The organism is Sphingopyxis sp. (assembly GCF_035998965.1).
Taxonomy (GTDB): Bacteria; Pseudomonadota; Alphaproteobacteria; order Sphingomonadales; family Sphingomonadaceae; genus Sphingopyxis.
The window spans coordinates 1-19,247 of sequence record NZ_DASYHE010000042.1 but is presented as its reverse complement, the minus strand read 5'-3'; the positions used below and the strand labels follow the sequence as shown (position 1 = coordinate 19,247).

Here is a 19,247-nt window from a genome sequence, read left to right as displayed (position 1 = left end):
CTACCCCCACCAGGCCATGCCCAGCGCCCCGGCGGCGCCCGCCGCCAGTGCGGTCAGCGCATAACGCCACCAGCGCCGTTTCTCGCCCTTTTCCCACATCAGCGGAATGTCGGGCAGCGGCGGCGCGGGCGGGGCGGCGCCCTTTCGCGGCAATTGCGCATCAAGGCGCCGGATGATGTCGGGGATCAGCGCCAGCGTCTTGCCCTGTTCGCGGATCCCGTCGGCAAGCGCGGCTTCAGGGCCGAGTTCGCCGCGGATCCATTCCTTCACAAACGGTCCCGATACGTCCCACATATTGATCTGCGGGTTCAGCATCGTCGCGACGCCCTCGACCATCACCATCGTTTTTTGCAGCAGCAGCAGGTGCGGCTGGGTCTGCATGTCAAAATCGCGCGTGATCGCGAACAGCCCGTCGAGCATCTGCCCGACGCTGAGCTCGCTAACCGGCTTGCCGCGCATCGGTTCGCCAACCGCGCGCAGCGCCGTCGCGAATTCCTCGACATTGTGATAATCGGGGACGTACTGCGCCTCGAAATGAATTTCGGCGACGCGGCGGTAATTGCCCGTCGTCAGCCCATAGAGGATCTCGGCGAGCCAATAGCGCGCCTGCCGGTTGATCCGCCCCATGATGCCGAAATCGACCGCGGCGATCGTGCCGTCGGCCTTCACGAACAAATTGCCCTGATGCATGTCGGCGTGGAAAAAACCCTCGGCGATGGCTTGGCGCAGGAAGGCGTGGACCAAATTGCCAGCGAGCTTTTCCATGTCGTGGCCTGCGGCAATCAGGTCGTCGCGGCGCGAAATCTTGATGCCGTCGATCCAGCTCAGCGTCATCACGCGGCTCGTCGTGCGGTCCCAGTCGATCGCCGGGACTTCATAGGTCGGCACCCCGACCATCGCGTCGGCGAGCTCGGACGCCGACGCGGCTTCGCGGCGCAGGTCGAGTTCGCGCAGCGTCCAGCGGCGGAAATTGGCGATGACTTGGCGCGGGCGCAGCCGCGTCGCTTCGCCGCCGAGTGCCTCAAGATGCGCCGCCGCCCATTCATAGGTTTCGATATCGCGCGCAAACTGCTTGTCGATGCCGGGGCGACGGATCTTGACCGCGACCGGACGGCCTTCGGTGGTGACGGCGCGGTGGACCTGCGCGATCGACGCCGATCCGACGGGGTCGGGGTCGAATTTGCTATAGAGGCTTTCGAGCGGCACCTCGAAGGTCGCCTCGATCTCCTGCCGGATGCGGTCGAACGCGACGGGCGCCAGCGCGTCCTGCAGGCTCAGCAGGTTGCGCGCGGCATCCTCGCCGACCAGGTCGGGCCGCGTCGCGAGCGTCTGGCCCAGCTTGACCGCGGCGGGGCCGATCGCCTGGAAGGCCGCGGCGTAATCGGGGATTTTTGGCTGGACGGTGCCGAAGCGCGCGATCCGGCACAGTCGCTTCACCCCCGGCGGCGTCTGCGGCGCGATCTCGATCCCGCGCAGCGCCCCGTGGCGCGCCAGGATGCGGCCCCACTTCAGCAGGCGCAGGATATGGGTGACGGGACGGGTCAAGCTTTCCAACCGCTGTGGATCGCGACCAGCCCCCCCATGATGGGCTCGACCTTCACCGATGTGAAGCCCGCGGCGCCGATCATCTTGGCAAATTCGGGCATCGGCGGAAACCGGCGGATCGATTCGATCAGATAGCGATAGCTGTCCTCGTCCTGCGCGATCAGCTTGCCCAGCTTGGGCACCACGCGGTGCGAATAGGCGTCATAAGCCTGCGCGAAGCCAGGCCATTCGTTGGTCGAAAACTCCAGGCAGAAAAAGCGCCCGCCATAGCGCAGCACGCGGTGGGCTTCCTTCAGTGCGGCGGGAATGTCGGTGACGTTGCGGATGCCGAACGCGATCGTATAGGCATCGAAAAACTGGTCGGGGAATGACAGGGTCTCGGCATTCTGCTCGCTCCACACCAGCGAATCGATGCCGCGCTCGGCGGCGCGTTCCATGCCGACGCCCAGCATGTCGGGGTTGATATCGGCCACCGTAATGCTGGCGCCCGACGGCTCCATGCGAAACGCGATGTCGCCGGTGCCGCCCGCCATGTCGAGGATCGCCTCGCCCGCGCGGGGTTTGACGCGGCGCACGAAGCGGTCCTTCCACAGCCGGTGCATGCCGCCCGACATCGCATCGTTCATGATGTCGTACTTGCGCGCGACGCGGCTGAACACCTCGCCGACCTTGGCGGTTTTTTCGGTCGCCGGAACCTGTTCGTAGCCAAAGCTGACAGTATCGGGGATGCTCATGGAGTCGCGCCTTGATGCGGGGAGAAACGAAGTCGCACCGGCCTTTAGCCAAGGGTTGAAGCGCAGGCAAATGGCGCGTAGCCCGATGCGCGATATGCCCGAGCTCCCCGAGGTTGAAACCACCGTCCGCGGCCTGACGCCGCATTTGACCGGCCAGCGGCTGGTGCGCGTCTCGACGCTGCGCCCCGACCTGCGCCGGCCGTTCCCGGTCGACCTTGCGCAGCGGCTCACGGGCTCCGTCGTCACCGGCCTCACCCGCCGCGCCAAATATGGCATCATCGCGACCGACCGCGGCGATCATATGATCTTTCACCTTGGCATGTCGGGCAGCTGGCGGATCGGCAATGCTGAGCCCGGCAAGCACGACCATTTGCTGATCGACACTGCGGCGGGGCAGCGGCTGACGCTCCACGATCCCCGCCGCTTCGGCTCGGTGGATCTGGTCGCGGGCGATCCGCTGACCGGCTTCCCCGCGTTCGTCACCCTCGGTCCCGAACCCTTGTCGGGCGCGTTCGACGCGGCCTATCTGGGACGGGTGCTGGCGGGGCGCCGCGCGCCGATCAAGGCGATGCTGCTCGATCAGACGATCGTCGCGGGGCTGGGCAACATCTATGTGTGCGAGGCGCTGAATATGGCGCGCATCCACCCCGCGAAGCCCGCGGCCGATGTGTCGCGCGCCAAGCTCGCGGCGCTGGTGCCCGCCATCAAGGCGGTGCTCGAAAAGTCGATCGCGGCGGGGGGATCGACATTGCGCGATTACAAACAGCCCGACGGCGAGCTCGGTTACTTCGCCAAGGACTGGCGCGTCTATGGCCGTGAGGGCGATGCGTGCCAATGCGGCGGCACGATCGCCCGAATCGTCCAGAGCGGCCGTTCGACCTTTTATTGCCCCAAATGCCAGCGGTGACGCGCGCATTTGCTGCAAAAATGATTGACCAACCGGGGCAGTCTGGCTATGCGCGCACCCTTCGAGCAGGGTCCGGGTTACCGGAACCGGCCGTATCCGGACATTGATTCGCTCGTTTCGCGCGATTCGGCTGCTCCGGTGACGCTGCGCTCCGACTGATTTAGACCGTTTGGAAACCGAGGAATTTATGGCCAATACGCCGCAGGCAAAAAAGCGCATCCGCCGCAACACCGCGCGCACCGTCGTGAACAAGAATCGCGTCTCGCGCATCCGCACGCTGGTGAAGAAGGTCGAGAACGCCATCATCGCGGGCGACAAGGACGCTGCGGCGACCGCGCTGAAGGCCGCGCAGCCCGAAATGGCCCGCGGCGTGGCCAAAGGCGTGCTGCACAAGAACACCGTCGCGCGCAAATTCTCGCGCCTGACCAAGAGCGTCAATCTGATCGCCTGATCGGCGCTGTCCCGAAAGGGAACAAAAAAGACCCGTCGGCTCCATGCCCGCGGGTCTTTTTTTGTGCCCGCAATTGTGACCGAGCGATGGCAAATCTGTTGCAGCGCGGTAAGTGACGGATTTCCGGCGATTCGTTGATTTGCAACCGGATTGTCACATATAAATAACTGAAAACATTGATGAAAACATGGATTTCGCGCGATTCCGCGACCCATGTCGAGTCAAGATTTTTATTTCAGTATTTTTACACGACCGCCCCTTGCTCGACTCGCTTCGGCCTGACTAGACAGGTGCGTCGTCGGCCTTCGCCGGTGGCCGCCACATCGACATGATTCGTACTTCTTCGGGCACTTAATCCCGGAAAGGATGCTTGCGTCTGCGCGCAAGCGACGACTCGGTATGTGGAGCGGCCGCGCGAAGGTTCGAGGACGGGGGATCAGCGGGGGCGGAGCGGCGTGACAGAGAGCGGGAGACTTCATGGTGATGGTGCAAGGGATGGAGCGATGAGCGGTGACGCCGCGGCGCTCTGGCCGCGCGTTGCCGAAGGCTTGCGCCGCGATCTGGGTGCGCGCACCTTCGACCATTGGCTCAAACCCGTGCGCTTTGGCGATTATTGCGCGCTGTCGGGCGTGGTGACGCTCGAAACCGTCAGCCGCTTCTCGGCCAACTGGATCAACGAACGCTTTGGTGATCGGCTCGAACTGGCGTGGCGCCAGCATCTTCCCACCGTGCGCGGCGTGACCGTGCGCGGCGGCGCCGGGGCGACCGAGAGCGCCGCAGTTTTGGCCAGCCCGCCGCTGCCGACCTTCGACACCCCTGCATCACCGACGATCGCGGTGCCGTCGCCGTTCGACCCGCGGCTGTCGTTCGACCGCTTTGTGATCGCGCGCAGCAACATCCTCGCCGCCAACGCTGCGCGCCGCATGGCCATGGTCGAGGCGCCGCAGTTCAACCCGCTCTATCTCGCTTCGGGGACCGGGCAGGGCAAGACCCACCTGCTTCAGGCGATCGCGCAGGATTATGCCGCGGCGCACCCGACCGCGACGATCATCCTGATGTCGGCCGAAAAATTCATGCTCGAATTCGTCGGCGCGATGCGCGGCGGCGACATGATGGCGTTCAAGGCGCGGCTGCGCGCCGCCGACCTGCTGCTGCTCGACGATCTGCAATTTGTCATCGGCAAAAATTCGACGCAGGAAGAACTGCTCCACACGATCGATGACCTGATGACCGCGGGCAAGCGGCTCGTCGTCACCGCCGACCGTCCGCCGTCGATGCTCGATGGGGTCGAGGCGCGGCTGCTGTCGCGCCTGTCGGGCGGGCTGGTGGCCGATATCGAGGCACCCGAGGATGATCTGCGCGAGCGGATCATTCGCCAGCGGTTGGCGCTGATGCCGATGCTCGACGTCCCCGACGATGTCGTCGCTTATCTGGTCAAGCATTTCACCCGCAACATCCGTGAACTCGAAGGTGCGCTCAACAAGCTGCTCGCCTATGCCGCGCTCACCGGGACGACCGTGGACTTAAGGCTCGCCGAAGACAGGCTCGCCGAAAATGTCCGCACCGCGCGGCCGCGGATCACGATCGACGAGATTCAGCGCGCCGTGTGCGCCCATTACCGGCTCGACAAGAGCGAGATGGCCTCGAAGCGCCGCGTTCGCGCCATCGCGCGCCCGCGCCAGGTCGCGATGTATCTGGCCAAGGAACTCACCCCGCGCTCCTATCCCGAAATCGGGCGCCGCTTCGGCGGCCGCGATCATAGTACGGTGATCCACGCGGTGCGCACGGTCGAGGCGCTGCGCGTCGCCGACAGCGAACTCGACGCCGAAATCGCCGCGATCCGGCGCAGTTTGAACAGCTGATCCACAGGGTTGTGCCGGGGTTATCCCCGGGTTTATGCACAGCTTGGAGCCGCGCTCCCATGTTCTTCTTCAGTGTGGAGAGAGGACGAAGCCGATCCTCCCCGGAACGGGGAGGGGGACCAGCGAAGCTGGTGGAGGGGTACTATCGGTTTACCTTACCGGTGAGGAAGCGGGCCTCCAGCGGTTTCCCCCGTAAGGATCGGCCTTTCAGTTCAGCGCTGCGTAAACCGCCTGTGCCCCTCCACCACCCTCCGGGTGGTACCCCTCCCCCGTTGGGGGAGGATCGCTTGAGGCCGCAACCGGTCGCACCCCGACATTGCACTTCGCCCGAAAACAAAAGGCCCGCCTCTCATCCGAAAGGCGGGCCTTTGTCATCAGCCTGGCGGCAATCTCACCCCTTTTCGGGCGGCGCCACCGTAATCCGCACCCGTTCGCCCGAATTGCCGGGGAAGCCGGTGAACATCGCCTCGACCAGATTGGGGACGATCGTTTGCAGGTTGTTGTCGCGCGACTGTGCCTCGGCCTGACCTTCGAACAGGCGCGATCCGTCGGCGGCGCGGTTGATCTGCAGGTTCAAACCGCTAGTGTAAACGGTGTAGCTGCTGATGTCGGTGCCGCCCCAGCCAGGTCCGAAACCGCCCCACAGGAACGGGTCGCGATAGCCATAGACATAACGGCGCCCGCCGCGCCCAGCGACGATTACCGGGCGATAGAAGCCGCGGCCATAATAGCCGCCGTAACCGCCATACCAGGGATCGCCAAAGCTGGGGCTCGACACGACGCGCTCGCGCCCCTTGTCGACGCCATAGTCCATGCGGACGACCAGATCGGCGCTTTCGCCCGGCGCGGCGGGGCGATAGCCGTAGCGGGTGAGCTCGCCCGCGACCAGATTGGCATATTGGCTGAATTCGATCCCGCCGGCGAGCGCCGGGTTGCCCGCCTCGACAACAAAGCTCTGGCCTTGCGGCGCAGGCAGCTGCGTCTGGAAACGCGCGACATCGGCCTTGAACGGCGTCGCGCAACCGGCGAGCGCTAGCGCTGCGCCGGTCATCGCGGCGAGGCCCAGGTGGCGAAGGTTGAACTTGCTCATCATGGTGGCTCCGTAATCCTGTCGGCGCCCAAAGGTCGCGCCTTTATCGCATAGACTAAGCCGCAACGGCTTAACCTTGGTTGAACCCGGCTTGCCGCAGCTTGGTTCCACAACAGGATATCGGGTGCCGCCACCAATAAGCAAGTCCGGTCAGGATTTTAGCGACACAGCCCCAGCGCCACATAAGCCGCATCGATTGTTGGCCGCGCCAGCGCGGTCGCGCGCGCCGCGCCATCTTCCAGCGCCGCGTCGATCGCCGCAGGATCGGCCTTGAGCGCGGTCAGCCGCGTCGCGATCGGGCGCAAGCTTTCGACGAGCAGCTCGCCCAGCGCGGGCTTGAACGCCCCGAAACCCTGTCCGGCAAAACGCGTCAGCACATCGTCAACGCTCTCATCGGCCATCGCGGCATAGATCGACACGAGGTTCCGCGCCTCGGCCCGTCCCTCCAGCCCCGCGGCCTCCGACGGCAGCGGTTCGGCATCGGTCTTTGCCTTGCGGATCTTGGCCATGATCGTGTCGGCGTCGTCGACCAGATTGATGCGGCTCGCATCGCTCGGGTCCGATTTCGACATTTTGGCATTGCCGTCGCGCAGGCTCATGATTCGCGCCGCGGTGGGCGGGATCGTCGGTTCGGGCAGGGTGAAGGTCTCGGTGCCGGTGTCGAGGTTGAACTTGGTCGCAATGTCGCGCGCCAGCTCCAGATGCTGTTTCTGGTCGTCGCCGACCGGCACATGCGTCGTCTGGTAGAGCAGGACGTCGGCGGCTTGCAGCACCGGATAGGCGTAAAGTCCGACGCTCGCGCCCTCGCGGTTCTTGCCCGACTTTTCCTTGAACTGGGTCATGCGGTTCAGCCAGCCGATGCGCGCGGTGCAGAACAGCAGCCAGCCCAGCTCGGCGTGGGCGGGAACGCGCGCCTGATTGAACAGAATTGCCTTGGCCGGGTCGATCCCCGCGGCCATCAGCGCCGCCGCCATTTCGCGCGTGTTCGCGGTCAGCTCGGCGGGGTCGTTATGGACGGTGATCGCGTGCAGGTCGGCCAGGAAATAGAGCTTTTCGCCCGGCATCTCGTCCTGCATCCGCACCCAGTTGCGGATCGCGCCCAGATAATTGCCCAGGTGCAAATTTCCGGTGGGCTGAATGCCCGATAGCGTCCGCATGATGTTCGTCCCGTTAGAGTTTGCGTCGGCGCAGCTGGCCGATGGTGTCGCGATTGACCACGCCGAACAGGAAGGCGCAACCAAAGAATATGAGCCCGCCCAGCCCGACGATCGCGCCCAGCGCAATGATCCGCTCGAACACCCCGCCGACAAAGGCATCGCCCGCCAGCGGGATCGCGACATAGAGCGATGCCGCCATCGCTGCGGCGGCGAGGACGATGCGCGCGATACGGCCCGCAACGCGTCCGGTCAGCCGGAACAATCCGCGGTGGTGGAGGATCGCATAGAGCATGACGACATTGCACCATGCGGCGATCGAGCCTGCGAGCGCCAGTCCGACGATCCCGAGCGAGGGGATGAGCAACAGGTTCAGGCCGATGTTGATCAGCAGCGAAATCGCCGCGGTCCACACCGGGGTGCGCGTGTCCTTGCGCGCGAAAAAGTTCGGCACCAGCACCTTGACCAGCACATAGGCAGGCAGCCCGACGACCAGCCCGCCGACGACCGCACCGGTCGCCAGCCCGTCGGCGACGCTATATTGGCCGCCGACATAGAAGGCGCTGGTGATCGACGGCCCGGCAACGAACAGCGCGACCGCGGCGGGGACGGTCAGCAGCATCGCCAGCTCGACCGCATTGCTTTGCAGGCGCGATGCGCCGTCGCGGTCATCGAGCGCGACGAAGCGCGACAATGCGGGCAGGATCGCGGTCCCCAGCGCGATGCCGATGATGCCCAGCGGCAGCTGGTTGAGCCGGTCGGCCATCGCCAGATAGGTGATGCTCTTGTCGGGCAGCATCGCGATGAAGAACAGGTCGACGAAGCGGCTGATCTGATAGACCCCGGCACCGAACACCGCGGGCAGGATGAGCACCCCCATTTCGCGCACGCCCGGAGTTAGGCGCGGCCGCCGCAACGCCGGTCGGAAACCCGAGCGGCGCACCCAGAACAGCAGCCAGACGAGCTGGAACAAGCCCGAAATCGACACCGAGATCGCCAGATACAGGCCGGTGGTGGCCTTCGCGGCTTCACTGCCATCGCCGGTCACCATGCCGAGGAGCAAGGCTGCGACGAGGCAGATGTTGAGCAGGATCGGCGCCGCCGCCGCGGCGGCAAAGCGTGACAGGCTGTTGAGGATCGCCGCGAACAGCGTCGCAACGCTCATGAACGCCAGATAGGGAAAGGCGATGCGTGCCATGGCGACGGTCAGGTCGAATTTTTCGCGGTCGGCGCGCAGCGTCTCGCTGGCGAACAGGTGCATGATCCACGGCATCACGATCAGCAGCAGCGCCGAAAAGACGATCAGGATCGGGATCAGCACCGCCAGCACCGCATCGGCAAAGGCGCGCGCCTCGCTATGGTCGCCCTCCGTCGTCATCCGCTGGTTGAACAGCGGGACAAAGGCGGCGGCAAAGGCACCCTCGGCGAACAGGCGGCGAAAGATGTTGGGTAGCTGGAACGCCAGCTGCCACGCGTCGGCCACCCCGCCCGCGCCGAGGATGCGGCTGAGCAGCATGTCGCGCGCGAAGCCGAAAATGCGGCTGACCATCGTCAGCCCGCCGATCGTCCCGACGCTTTTGAGCAGGCCGCTCATGGGGCGAAACCGCACAGAATTATAGCACCGTGTCCCCGCGAAGGCGGGGACCCATCTCCGGTCGGTGCTAATTCAAACTGGCCGGAGATGGACCCCCGCATTCGCGGGGGAGCACACACCGAAGGCATTGTAGTGGAAATGGAAAACCTATGCCTGGCCAACCGGCACGGCGTCGCCCAGGTCCCCGGCGTCTGCCTGCGCCTGAACCTGCTGCATGAACAGGCCGTGGAAATCGATCGGTTCGAGCAGCAACGGGGCAAAACCACCATCGCGCACCGCATCGGCGACGACACGGCGGGCAAAGGGGAACAGGATGCGCGGCGCTTCGGCCAGGAAGAATGGCTGCAACTGGTCTTCGGGGACGTTGCGCACGCCGAACAGGCCGGCATATTTCAGCTCGATCACGAACATCGTACCCGCGTCGGTTTTCGACGTGACGTCGATCTTCAGCGACACTTCGAACAGCTGGTCGCCGACGCCTTCGGCGGCAATGTTGAACTGGACGTCGATCTGCGGCGCGTCCTGCCACTGATACACCGCGGGCGCATTCGGATTTTCGAACGACAGGTCTTTGACATATTGCGAAATCAGGCCGATCGCCGGGCTGGTGTCTTCGCCATTGGGCTGCAGGGCAGGGTTGTTGATGTCGGCGCTGGTCTCGTCAGCCATGGTGCAATGCTTTCGCTCGAAAAGGTGAAACAGGGTCCGTACCACAGGCCGTGTCGGGTCCGCGGCAGACGGTTGCGGCGGCGCTTAGCAGCGCACGCCAGCCAGCACAATGGGATCACGGCGGCGTTTTGGCCGGGGTGAATCGTTGACCTGCCGCACCGCCGGGGCCATGACGTTTGAAACTTGGTCCTGCATCGCCTATGTAATGATCCTTATGTTTCCATTGCCCGCATTGGACTTTTGCCCGTGACTGCTTTTTCGATCGTCTTGCTCGCCATGATTGCCGCGTTCCTCGGGATGCGGCTCTATTCGGTACTCGGCAAGCGCACCGGGCATGAGCAGGAACCCGTGCTGCCGCGCCGCGACGAGCGCGCTGCGCCGTCACCGGTGCGTCTGGAGGACGGCGAAACGTCGCCATCGTCGACCACCGCGACTGCGGACACCTCCGGCCTCGTCTACGAACCCGCCGCCGAAATCGGCCTGCGCCAGCTGCTCGCCAGCGACCGCAATTTCGACGCCGGCCGCTTCATGGAAGGCGCCGAAGCGGCGTATCGCATGATCCTCGAAGCCTATTGGAAGGGTGACCGCGACACGCTGCGCGACCTGTGCGACGACGATAGCTACGAAGCCTTTGTCGAAGCGATCGACGCGCGCGATGCGCGCGGCGAAAAGCTGGAGAATCGCCTGGTCGGCATCGAATCGGCCAAGATCACTTCGGTCGAAATGGATCGCAAGGAAGCGCGGATCACCGTGCGCTATCAGGCCGACATCAGCGCGATCACGCGCGACGCCGATGGCAAGCTGATCGCCGGATCGATGAGCGATGCGTCGCGCACCGACGATCTGTGGACCTTCCGCCGCGCGATCGGCAGCGACGATCCCAACTGGCTGCTCGACGAAATCGAAGCAGCCTGACGGCGATGCCCACGGTGTACTCGTCCGGGAGACGCCGGACGCGGGTTTTCGGATTCATCTTTCTCACTGCGCTGCCGCTCCTCGCGGGCTGCGCGTCGGTGATCCCCGATTCGGGCGATCGGCCCGTCGCCGACACGCCCGCGCCGCCGCCTGCCGCTAGCCCCGCCGTGGGCACCCCGCGTCCCTACCAACCGCGCCCGTCGGAAAGCGGCGGCGTTGCGGCTCAGCCGATCCCCGCTACCCCGCGCGTGCCCTTGCCGGCGCCCGCGGCGCGGACCGACGCGACGACCGCCGCGACCAGCGGCGTCATCGCCGGTCCCGATTTCGCTACCCTTGGCGTGACCGCCGAACAGGCGACCACCGCACTCGCCGCCTTCCGCATCAGCTGCCCCTCGGTCCAGCGTCGCGCCGACGCCAGCGGGCTGACGCAGGGCGCCGACTGGACCGAAAGCTGCAACGCGGCGAAAAACTGGTCCGACAGCGACGCCTTGGCCTTCTTCACGCGCTATTTCGGCACGGTGCAGATCGGCACCGGCACCGCCTTCGTCACCGGCTATTACGAACCCGAAATCGCCGGATCGCGCACGAAACGCCCCGGTTACGACGTCCCCATCTATCGCCGCCCCGCCGACCTGGTCGATGTCGACCTCGGCCAGTTTGCGGACGATCTGAAAGGTCGCACGATCCGCGGCCGCGTCGATGGCGGCAAGCTGGTGCGTTATTATGATCGCACCGCGATCGAAAGCGGCGCGCTCGAAGGCCGCGGGCTCGAAATCGCTTATGCCGCCGACGCCGCCGAATTCTTTTTCCTGCAAGTACAGGGATCGGGCCGTCTGCGCCTGCCCGACGGCGGCATCATGCGGATCGGTTATGACACGCAGAATGGCCGCGGCTATGTCGGCATCGGCAAGCTGCTGCTCGACCGCGGCGAATTGCAGCGCGGCCAAGCCTCGATGCAGGGCATCCTCGACTATCTGCGCGCCGACCCGGTGCGCGGCGCGGCGGTGATGAACGAGAATCCCAGCTGGGTGTTCTTCCGCGAACTCACCGGCCCCGGCCCGCTCGGTGCCATGGGACTGCCGGTGACCGGCCGCGCCAGCGTCGCCGCCGATCCCAAATATGTGCCGCTCGGCGCCCCTGTCTTCCTCTCGCTTGACCGTGCCGAACCGAACGGCCTGTGGATCGCGCAGGATACCGGCGGCGCGATCAAGGGCGCCAACCGCTTCGACAGCTTCTGGGGCGCGGGCGAAGAGGCGCGCGCGATCGCCGGCGGCATGGCGGCGCGCGGTTCGGCGTTGCTGCTGCTCCCGCGCGCCAGCATCGCGCGGCTGATCCCGGCGCGCTGACGCCGCCATGGCGCGGCGGCTCGATCCCGACGAAAACGCGCTGTGGAAAAAGGTCGCGGCGACGGTCAAGCCGCTGGCGAAGCCCAAAGCTCCGCTTGCGCCCGCCGCGCCGCCGACGATCCGCCCGCCGCAGCCGACCCCGCGCAGCACCGCGCCGCGCGCCGCCGCGCCATCGCGTCCCGCTGCGCCGCTGCCGCCGCCGCGCCGCACCCACAGCGCCGCCACACTCGACGGCCATTGGGACCGGCGGTTGCGCAAGGGACTGGTGCGCCCCGACCTCAGCATCGATCTCCACGGCCATACGCTCGCGTCGGCGCAGGCGCTGCTCGACGACGCGATCGGCCGTGCGCTGCTGCGCGGCGCGCGCGTGCTGCTCGTGGTCGCGGGACGCCTCCGCCCCGGCGCCGACCGCCTGCCGCAAATGCACGGCGATCCGCGCCCCCGCGGCGCCATCCGCGCCTCGCTCCCCGACTGGCTCGCTTATTCGCCGCACGCCGACCAGATCGTTGCGCTACGCTCCGCGCATGTCAGCCATGGCGGGGCGGGGGCGGTTTATGTGATTTTGCGGCGCTCAAGAGAAGATTGATCTCACGCAAAGGCGCGAAGGCGCGAAGAAAAAGAGAAAAGAATTTCTCACACAAGACACAAAGAGGGCAGCCTGATCGGGCTGTGGAAACTTGCCGCCGCAGGCGATTGTGGAAGAGGGCGCTTCGCGCGGACCTCAACCGGCGGCGCCCGCCTAGGCGGTCATCTTTGTGTCTTTGTGTGAGATTTTTCTTCGCGCCTTCGCGCCTTTGCGTGAGACCATTCTAATCCAGCAAAGCCCGCATCAACACCCCGCGGTAAATCGCGGTCAGCTTGTGCAAATCCGCCACTGCCACCGCTTCGTCCAGCTTGTGCATCGTCGCGTTGGTCAGCCCGAATTCGACCACCGGACACAGCGCGTGCAGGAAGCGGGCATCCGATGTGCCGCCGGTCGTCGACATCTCGGCGACGACATCGGTTTCGGCATGGATCGCCTCGGCAACCAGCCCCGACAATTCGCCCGGTGGGGTCAGGAACGCCTCGCCCGAAATCTTGCCCAGCACCTTCGCGGCGGGCTCGACCCCATGCGCGATGCGCTCGATCATCGCCACCAGATCGGCGCCGCGATGCTGTTCGTTGAAGCGGATCGACAGCCGCGCCCGCGCCGACGCGGGGATGACATTGGTCGCGCCATTGCCGACCTCGATGTCGGTGAACTCGATATTCGACGGCTGGAACCAGTCATTGCCCTCGTCGAGCGCCACCGCGTCGATCGCCGCCATGATCCGCACTAGCTTGGGGATCGGATTGTCGGCGAGGTGCGGATAGGCGACATGCCCCTGCGTTCCCGGCACGTCGATCCAGATATTGACCGACCCGCGCCGCCCGATCTTCACCATGTCGCCCAGCCGGTTCACCGACGTCGGCTCGCCGACGACGATCATGTCGGGCACGATGCCGCGCCCCGCCATATGCTCCATCAGCGCGCGGGTGCCGAAAATGGCCGGCCCTTCCTCGTCGCCGGTGATGATCAGGCTGATCGTTCCCGCGTCGACCGGTGTCGCCGCTGCGGCGGCGACGAAGGCCGCTATCGATCCCTTCATATCGACCGCGCCGCGGCCATAGAGCAGGTCGCCGCGGATCTCGGGCGCAAAGGCATCGCCGGTCCAGCCCACCCCCGGCGGCACGACGTCGAGATGCCCGGCAAAGCCGAAATGGACGGGGCCGCTGCCCTGACGCACCGCGAGCAGATTTTCGACCGGCCCGTCGGGCTCGATCCCGTCGATAAAGCGCTCGACCGTAAAGCCGAGCGGGATCAGCGCCGCCTCCAGCACATCGAACACCGCGCCGGTCGCAGGGGTGACGGAGGGCGCGGCGATCAGCGCCTGCGCGAGTTCGACGGGATCGATGTGCATGGTCATGCCGCTCCTTACCCGTTCGTGTCGAGCGAAGTCGAGACACGTTGGTGTCCACGGATCTCGACTTCGCTCGATGCGAACGGCAAGAAGGCGGTGGAGGACTGCCATGCCCAAACTCGACCTCGCCGCCATCCCGCAAACCAACACCACCGGCTATCCGGCGCCCTATGATGCGCCCGTGCAAGGCCGCTGGTACCGCCGCCTCGCTCCCGCGACCGGCCTCAGCGATTTTGCCGCCAGCCATGTCGTGCTGAAACCCGGCGCCTGGTCGTCGCAGCGCCACTGGCACGATAGTGAGGACGAGATGCTCGTGATGATTTCGGGCGAGGCGGTGCTGATCGAGGATGACGGCCGCTGGCCGATGCGCCCCGGCGATATCGCGGTGTGGCCAAAGGGCAGCACGAACGGCCACCACCTGATCAACGAATCGGACGCCGACTGCGTGTTTGTCGCGCTCGGCGGCGGCAAGAAATATGACACCGGCGGCGGCTATTCGGACATCGACATGCTGTTCGGGCCGGACGGCTATTTCCACAAGGATGGCACGCCCTATTCGACGACGCGGATTCCTTGAGCGGGTGAGGTCAGCATTGAGGAGGGGAGCGGACGTTGCTACCAATCGTCGCCCCCGCGCAGGCGGGGGCCGCTGTCGGATTACGCAGCGATGTAGGAACAGGCGGCTCGCGGCCCCCGCCTCCGCGGGGGTGACGTCCTATTTCGGCTGGTAACCGCCACTAACAATTCGTCATCCCGGCGAAGGCCGGGATCTCACCCTCTCGGCTTACCGCACCGGCGAGATCCCGGCCTTCGCCGGGATGACGATGCTATAAAGGTCGTGTTTCGGTCGGACGCAGTCGCAACCCCTAACCCTCGACCGGCCCCTCAAACTTCTCGATGATCCAATCCTCGGCCTGCGCGCCGCCGATCCAGTCCTGCATGCACTTATGGCTCACCACCGCCTGCATATAGGCGAGGGCAAAGGGCGGCAGCGGGATCGAGTAAGTGATGAAGCGCGTCACCACCGGCGCGAACATCATGTCGGCGGCCGACCAGTCACCGAACAGATAATCGCCTTCGCCGCCGAATCGCGCCCGCGCTTCGGCCCAGATCTGCAGGATGCGGACGACATCGGCCTGCACTTCGGGCAGCAGCGGCGCGGCGGGATAGATGCGCCGGATGTTCATGCTGTGCTCGCGGCGTAACGCCGCAAAGCTCGCGTGCATTTCGGCCGCCATCGACCGCGCCATCGCGCGCGCCGCGATATCGTCGGGCCAGTATCCCTTGGTCCCGCCGGTCTTTTCATTAAGGTAATCGATGATCGCCAGGCTGTCCCACACGACGATGTCGTCGCCGTCCCACAGGATCGGAACCTTGCCCCCCGACGGCGCGAACTCGTCGCCCTCGCGGCGCTGGTTCCATTCCTCGTCATAGAGCGGGACGGTGATTTCCTCGAAGGGCAGGCCGCTGTGCTTGGCGGCGAGCCAGCCGCGCAGGCTCCAGCTGGAATAGGCCTTGTTGCCGATGAACAGTTTCATGCGATCTCCTTTTCCCTCCCCCTTTGACGGGGGAGGGTTGCGCAGACTTGCCAGCTTGCTGGCTAGTCGAAGCTGGGAGAGGGTGATGCGAGCCGAAGGCTCGCGCGGCCTGACGGGCCGCAACCCCTCTCCAAGTTTCGGTAGCGGACAAGTCCGCAACCTCCACTATCCTCTCCCGCAAGGGGAGAGGATTATTAGATCTCCACCGCCTCGAGCACTGCGGTGCGCAGCTCGGCGATCCCCAAGCCCTTCTCCGACGACGTCATAATCACCTCGGGATGCGCGGCAGGGTGTTTGCGCGCCTCGGCTTCGGTCGCGGCATGAACCGCGGCGAGCTCGCTCGCCTTGATCTTGTCGGCCTTGGTCAGCACCAGGCGATAGCTGACCGCAGCGGTGTCGAGCATCTCCAGGAATTCGCGGTCGACATCCTTCAGCCCGTGGCGGCTGTCGATCAGCACCAAAGTGCGCTTCAGCACCTGCCGTCCGCGCAGATAGTCGTTGATCAGGAAACGCCATTTCCTGACGACATCCTTCGGCGCCTTGGCAAAGCCATAGCCGGGCATGTCGACCAGCCGGAACACCAGCGGTTCGCCGACGTCGAAATAATTGAGCTCCTGCGTCCGCCCCGGCGTCACCGACGTGCGCGCGAGGCCGTTGCGGTTGGTCAGCGCGTTGAGCAGCGACGATTTGCCGACGTTCGATCGCCCCGCAAAGGCGATCTCGGGCATTGTCGGGTCGGGCAGATGCTGGAGCGCCGGGGCCGATTTCAGAAAATTGATCGGTCCCGAAAACAGCTTGCGCGCGCGTTCCGCCCGTTCGGGGTCGGCGCCGGGTTCCAGATCGATATCGCTCACGTCGCCGCCTGCGCCTTCAACGCCGGGAACTTCTGATACATCCACTGCTGCTGTGCGATCGACAAGATATTGTTGGTGATCCAGTAGAGCAGCAGGCCCGCGGCGAACGGCGCCATGATGAACATGAACAGCCACGGCATGATCTTGAACACCTGCGCCTGCACCGGGTCGGCCGGGGCGGGGTTCAGGCGGAACTGCAACCACATTGTCACGCCCAAGATCACCGCCATCACGCCGATTGCCAGGATCGACGGCGGGGTAAAGGGCAGCAGGCCGAACAGGTTCAGGATGTGCAGCGGGTCGGGCGCCGACAGATCCTTGATCCACAGGATGAACGGCTGGTGGCGCATTTCGATCGCCAGCATCAGCACTTTGTACAGCGCGTAAAAGATCGGGATCTGGATCAGGATCGGCAGACAGCCCGCCAGCGGATTGATCTTTTCATCCTTATAGAGCTTCATCAGCTCCTGCTGCATCTTGGGCTTGTCGTCCTTGAAGCGTTCCTGCAGCGCCTTCATCTTCGGCTGCACGACGCGCATCTGCGCCATCGACGAGAATTGCCGGTTGGCGATGGGGAACATCAGCAGACGGATGATCAGGGTCAGCGCCATGATCGCGACGCCGAAATTGCCGACCTGCAGGAACAGCCAGTGCAGCAGCTTGAAAATCGGCACCGCGAAAAATTCGAACCAGCCCCAATCGATCGCGTTCGACAGGCGGGTGATGCCGAGCTTGTCCTGATAGGTTTCCAGGATCTCGACTTCCTTGGCCCCGGCAAAGATGCGGCTGGTGGTCGTGACCTGCTGGCCCGGGCTGACCTGCGCAAAGTCGCGCGCGAACAACGTCTGGTAATTATTGGCGCTCGGTGAGCTGATCGCCGCGGTGACGCGCTCGCCCTTGGCCGGGACTATCGCCGCGAGCCAGTATTTGTCGGTAAAGCCCAGCCAGCCCGCGGCATTATAGCGCACGGTGCGGTTCGGGGCTTCTTCCAGATCCTCATAATCGGTGTCGAACACCGATTTGCCGTCGAGATAGCCGGTCGGCCCGACATGGATCGTCCAGCTGTCGACCTCATGCGGGTCGGTGGGTTTGCCGAGGCGGTCGATCAGCGCAAAGCTGCTCGCGCTCACCGGAGCAGTACCAGCATTGGCAATCGTCTGTTTGGCGGTGATCAGGTAATTGGCGTCGATGCTATATTCGATGCGGAACGTCTGGCCGGTCGTGTTGGCCCAGCTCAGCGTCACCGGGGTCGTCGGGGTCAGCTTGCTGCCGGTCGCGGTCCACAGCGTCGTCGGCCCAGGCACCTGAACGCCTTGTGCCGACCAGCCGATGCTGGCGAAATAGGCGGCCTTGGTCCCGCCCGGCGCGAACAGCCGCACCGGCGGCGAATCCTTTTTGATCGTCTGGCGATATTTGGTCAGCGTGATGTCGTCGATGCGCGCGCCGATCAGGTTGATCGATCCCGCCAGCGCCGGGGTGGCGATCGGTATCCGGTTGCCTTCGGCCAGCGCCGCTTCGACCGGGCGGATCGCCTGCGTCGCGGGGGCAGCAGGGGCGGTGGCGGTCGGCAGTGCGCTCGGCTGGCCTTGCGTGGCGGGCGTGGTTGCCGGGGTGCCGTTGGCGCCTGCGACCGTGGTCGTCACGTCGGGCTTGGCGGGGGTCGGGAAAAACTGCGCCGAGACGAAATTCCAGCCCAGCAGGATGGCCACCGACAACAAAATTGCCGCGATCAGGTTACGCTTGTCGTCCACGCCGATTGGTCTCTCTTCGTCTCAAAATGTCGGGGAATACCGTTCAGGGAACGGGGTCGTGGCCATGGCCCCCCCAAGGATGGCAGCGCAATAGCCGCTTTGTCGCCAACCAGCCACCCTTGATCGCACCATGGCGCGACAGCGCTGTGATGGCGTAGGCACTACACGAGGGCGAATAGCGGCAGGTCGGCGGCAGGAGGCGCGAGGGGCCAAGCTGCCAGCCGCGCGCGATCAGGATGAGGAGTTTGGCGATCATTGGGAAAGCCCTGAAAACTGCGCAACTTCACGCGCGATTTCAGTTTTTCCTTCTTCGTCACCCCGGACTTGATCCGGGGTCCATGCGGTGCCGGTGGCGATGGGCCCCGGATCAAGTCCGGGGTGACGATGGGGGGGAAGCAGCGTCATCGCGCCAGTTTCTTCGCCGCGCGCGTCAACGCCGAATCGAGCTGCTCGCCCAGCTCGGCAAACATGATGTCGTTACCCCCCGGCCGCCCGATCAGCACATGGTCCGCCCCGGCAATCCCCGATTCGGGGAGCGCCGCGCGGCACAGTTCGCGCAGCCGCCGTTTCATCCGGTTGCGGGTGACGGCATTGCCGACTTTCTTACTGACCGTATAGCCAATGCCCATCGCGTCATCGGCATCGCCGCGCGGGCGGACGAGCAGGACAAAGCCGGGCATGGGAAAGCGAAGGCCGCGGTTGGCGGCCAGAAATTCGCTGCGTTTTGAAAGCGTTCGCACCAGTTTCACTGGCGCCGAAGCGTCAGCGGTCAGGCCGACAGCTTCTTGCGGCCCTGGGCGCGGCGGTTGGCGAGAATCTTGCGACCGCCGACCGTCGCCTTGCGGGCGCGGAAACCGTGGCGACGGGCGCGCACGAGGTTGCTCGGTTGAAAGGTAC

The 19,247-nt window shown here is 65.2% G+C and carries 21 protein-coding genes; 7 read left to right on the top strand and 14 right to left on the bottom strand.

Annotation, left to right across the window (positions count from 1 at the left end; all coding sequences use genetic code 11):
• Both ubiB and VGN68_RS07445 read right to left on the bottom strand, forming a co-directional pair.
• Positions 1-1,545 carry a 2-polyprenylphenol 6-hydroxylase gene (ubiB, locus tag VGN68_RS07450; protein WP_327475329.1) on the bottom strand — a complete coding sequence of 515 codons (1,545 nt, stop codon included), beginning with the start codon at positions 1,543-1,545 and terminating at the stop codon, positions 1-3.
• Entirely contained in the window at positions 1,542-2,279 is a 738-nt protein-coding gene (locus VGN68_RS07445) for a class I SAM-dependent methyltransferase (RefSeq protein ID WP_327475327.1), read from the bottom strand. Before VGN68_RS07445 ends, ubiB begins: the two co-directional genes overlap by 4 nt.
• A gap of 94 nt (positions 2,280-2,373) precedes the next feature.
• Here VGN68_RS07445 and mutM point away from each other — a divergent pair, with 94 nt between their 5' ends.
• The 3 genes from mutM to dnaA all read left to right on the top strand — a co-directional run bounded on the left by mutM (position 2,374) and on the right by dnaA (position 5,499).
• Entirely contained in the window at positions 2,374-3,186 is an 813-nt protein-coding gene (gene mutM, locus VGN68_RS07440) for a bifunctional DNA-formamidopyrimidine glycosylase/DNA-(apurinic or apyrimidinic site) lyase (RefSeq protein WP_327475471.1), read from the top strand.
• 187 nt (positions 3,187-3,373) lie between these two features.
• Entirely contained in the window at positions 3,374-3,637 is a 264-nt protein-coding gene (rpsT, locus tag VGN68_RS07435) for a 30S ribosomal protein S20 (protein WP_137754241.1), read from the top strand.
• 503 nt (positions 3,638-4,140) lie between these two features.
• Positions 4,141-5,499, top strand: coding sequence for a chromosomal replication initiator protein DnaA (gene dnaA, locus VGN68_RS07430; RefSeq protein WP_327475324.1), 1,359 nt, complete (start codon positions 4,141-4,143; stop codon positions 5,497-5,499).
• Positions 5,500-5,890: 391 nt separating this feature from the next.
• On the opposite strand, the gene VGN68_RS07425 is transcribed toward dnaA, so the two are convergent.
• The 4 genes from VGN68_RS07425 to secB all read right to left on the bottom strand — a co-directional run bounded on the left by VGN68_RS07425 (position 5,891) and on the right by secB (position 10,006).
• Positions 5,891-6,589, bottom strand: a complete 699-nt coding sequence (locus VGN68_RS07425) for a DUF4136 domain-containing protein (RefSeq protein ID WP_327475322.1) — start codon at positions 6,587-6,589, stop codon at positions 5,891-5,893.
• Positions 6,590-6,747: 158 nt separating this feature from the next.
• Entirely contained in the window at positions 6,748-7,746 is a 999-nt protein-coding gene (gene trpS / locus VGN68_RS07420) for a tryptophan--tRNA ligase (RefSeq protein ID WP_327475320.1), read from the bottom strand.
• A gap of 13 nt (positions 7,747-7,759) precedes the next feature.
• Positions 7,760-9,337 carry a murein biosynthesis integral membrane protein MurJ gene (gene murJ, locus VGN68_RS07415; protein ID WP_327475318.1) on the bottom strand — a complete coding sequence of 526 codons (1,578 nt, stop codon included), beginning with the start codon at positions 9,335-9,337 and terminating at the stop codon, positions 7,760-7,762.
• Positions 9,338-9,484: 147 nt separating this feature from the next.
• Complete coding sequence (secB, locus tag VGN68_RS07410) at positions 9,485-10,006, bottom strand: protein-export chaperone SecB (RefSeq protein WP_327475316.1); 522 nt, start codon at positions 10,004-10,006, stop codon at positions 9,485-9,487.
• Positions 10,007-10,252: 246 nt separating this feature from the next.
• On the opposite strand from secB, the gene VGN68_RS07405 reads away from it, so the two are divergent.
• From VGN68_RS07405 to VGN68_RS07395, 3 genes are read left to right on the top strand one after another with little or no spacing between them, the layout of a single operon-like run.
• Positions 10,253-10,921 carry a Tim44/TimA family putative adaptor protein gene (locus tag VGN68_RS07405; RefSeq protein WP_327475314.1) on the top strand — a complete coding sequence of 223 codons (669 nt, stop codon included), beginning with the start codon at positions 10,253-10,255 and terminating at the stop codon, positions 10,919-10,921.
• Between the two features lie 5 nt (positions 10,922-10,926).
• Complete coding sequence (locus tag VGN68_RS07400; protein ID WP_327475312.1) at positions 10,927-12,267, top strand: murein transglycosylase A; 1,341 nt, start codon at positions 10,927-10,929, stop codon at positions 12,265-12,267.
• A 7-nt stretch (positions 12,268-12,274) separates the two neighbouring features.
• The gene (locus tag VGN68_RS07395; protein ID WP_327475310.1) at positions 12,275-12,853 is read left to right on the top strand and encodes a Smr/MutS family protein; all 579 of its coding nucleotides are present in this window, start codon (positions 12,275-12,277) and stop codon (positions 12,851-12,853) included.
• Positions 12,854-13,076: 223 nt separating this feature from the next.
• On the opposite strand, the gene dapE is transcribed toward VGN68_RS07395, so the two are convergent.
• Positions 13,077-14,213 carry a succinyl-diaminopimelate desuccinylase gene (dapE, locus tag VGN68_RS07390; protein WP_327475308.1) on the bottom strand — a complete coding sequence of 379 codons (1,137 nt, stop codon included), beginning with the start codon at positions 14,211-14,213 and terminating at the stop codon, positions 13,077-13,079.
• Positions 14,214-14,316: 103 nt separating this feature from the next.
• Here dapE and VGN68_RS07385 point away from each other — a divergent pair, with 103 nt between their 5' ends.
• Positions 14,317-14,784, top strand: coding sequence for a cupin domain-containing protein (locus tag VGN68_RS07385; RefSeq protein WP_327475306.1), 468 nt, complete (start codon positions 14,317-14,319; stop codon positions 14,782-14,784).
• Between the two features lie 289 nt (positions 14,785-15,073).
• On the opposite strand, the gene VGN68_RS07380 is transcribed toward VGN68_RS07385, so the two are convergent.
• The 7 genes from VGN68_RS07380 to rpmH all read right to left on the bottom strand — a co-directional run.
• Positions 15,074-15,745: a glutathione S-transferase family protein gene (locus VGN68_RS07380; protein WP_327475304.1), complete on the bottom strand. Its 672-nt coding sequence runs from the start codon at positions 15,743-15,745 to the stop codon at positions 15,074-15,076.
• A 194-nt stretch (positions 15,746-15,939) separates the two neighbouring features.
• Positions 15,940-16,599: a ribosome biogenesis GTP-binding protein YihA/YsxC gene (gene yihA / locus VGN68_RS07375; RefSeq protein ID WP_327475302.1), complete on the bottom strand. Its 660-nt coding sequence runs from the start codon at positions 16,597-16,599 to the stop codon at positions 15,940-15,942.
• Entirely contained in the window at positions 16,596-18,350 is a 1,755-nt protein-coding gene (gene yidC / locus VGN68_RS07370) for a membrane protein insertase YidC (RefSeq protein ID WP_327475300.1), read from the bottom strand. The genes yihA and yidC overlap by 4 nt, the downstream gene beginning before the upstream one ends.
• A gap of 43 nt (positions 18,351-18,393) precedes the next feature.
• Positions 18,394-18,606, bottom strand: coding sequence for a membrane protein insertion efficiency factor YidD (yidD, locus tag VGN68_RS07365; protein WP_120215070.1), 213 nt, complete (start codon positions 18,604-18,606; stop codon positions 18,394-18,396).
• Positions 18,603-18,755, bottom strand: coding sequence for a hypothetical protein (locus VGN68_RS07360; protein ID WP_327475296.1), 153 nt, complete (start codon positions 18,753-18,755; stop codon positions 18,603-18,605). The genes yidD and VGN68_RS07360 overlap by 4 nt, the downstream gene beginning before the upstream one ends.
• On the bottom strand, positions 18,752-19,090 hold the full coding sequence (gene rnpA / locus VGN68_RS07355) for a ribonuclease P protein component (protein WP_327475294.1): 339 nt from the start codon (positions 19,088-19,090) through the stop codon (positions 18,752-18,754). The genes VGN68_RS07360 and rnpA overlap by 4 nt, the downstream gene beginning before the upstream one ends.
• Before the next feature lie 29 nt (positions 19,091-19,119).
• A partial coding sequence (rpmH, locus tag VGN68_RS07350; protein ID WP_327475469.1) for a 50S ribosomal protein L34 occupies positions 19,120-19,247 on the bottom strand: 128 nt, incomplete at its 5' end.

Excerpts from the sequence above, each read along its gene's own strand:
- VGN68_RS07445 (WP_327475327.1), bottom strand. The coding sequence starts at position 2,279 with ATGAGCATCCCCGATACTGTCAGCTTTGGCTACGAACAGGTTCCGGCG.
- mutM (WP_327475471.1), top strand. The coding sequence starts at position 2,374 with ATGCCCGAGCTCCCCGAGGTTGAAACCACCGTCCGCGGCCTGACGCCG.
- rpsT (WP_137754241.1), top strand. The coding sequence starts at position 3,374 with ATGGCCAATACGCCGCAGGCAAAAAAGCGCATCCGCCGCAACACCGCG.
- dnaA (WP_327475324.1), top strand. The coding sequence starts at position 4,141 with ATGAGCGGTGACGCCGCGGCGCTCTGGCCGCGCGTTGCCGAAGGCTTG.
- VGN68_RS07425 (WP_327475322.1), bottom strand. The coding sequence starts at position 6,589 with ATGAGCAAGTTCAACCTTCGCCACCTGGGCCTCGCCGCGATGACCGGC.
- trpS (WP_327475320.1), bottom strand. The coding sequence starts at position 7,746 with ATGCGGACGCTATCGGGCATTCAGCCCACCGGAAATTTGCACCTGGGC.
- murJ (WP_327475318.1), bottom strand. The coding sequence starts at position 9,337 with ATGAGCGGCCTGCTCAAAAGCGTCGGGACGATCGGCGGGCTGACGATG.
- secB (WP_327475316.1), bottom strand. The coding sequence starts at position 10,006 with ATGGCTGACGAGACCAGCGCCGACATCAACAACCCTGCCCTGCAGCCC.
- VGN68_RS07400 (WP_327475312.1), top strand. The coding sequence starts at position 10,927 with ATGCCCACGGTGTACTCGTCCGGGAGACGCCGGACGCGGGTTTTCGGA.
- VGN68_RS07395 (WP_327475310.1), top strand. The coding sequence starts at position 12,275 with ATGGCGCGGCGGCTCGATCCCGACGAAAACGCGCTGTGGAAAAAGGTC.
- dapE (WP_327475308.1), bottom strand. The coding sequence starts at position 14,213 with ATGACCATGCACATCGATCCCGTCGAACTCGCGCAGGCGCTGATCGCC.
- VGN68_RS07385 (WP_327475306.1), top strand. The coding sequence starts at position 14,317 with ATGCCCAAACTCGACCTCGCCGCCATCCCGCAAACCAACACCACCGGC.
- VGN68_RS07380 (WP_327475304.1), bottom strand. The coding sequence starts at position 15,745 with ATGAAACTGTTCATCGGCAACAAGGCCTATTCCAGCTGGAGCCTGCGC.
- yidD (WP_120215070.1), bottom strand. The coding sequence starts at position 18,606 with ATGATCGCCAAACTCCTCATCCTGATCGCGCGCGGCTGGCAGCTTGGC.
- VGN68_RS07360 (WP_327475296.1), bottom strand. The coding sequence starts at position 18,755 with ATGACGCTGCTTCCCCCCCATCGTCACCCCGGACTTGATCCGGGGCCC.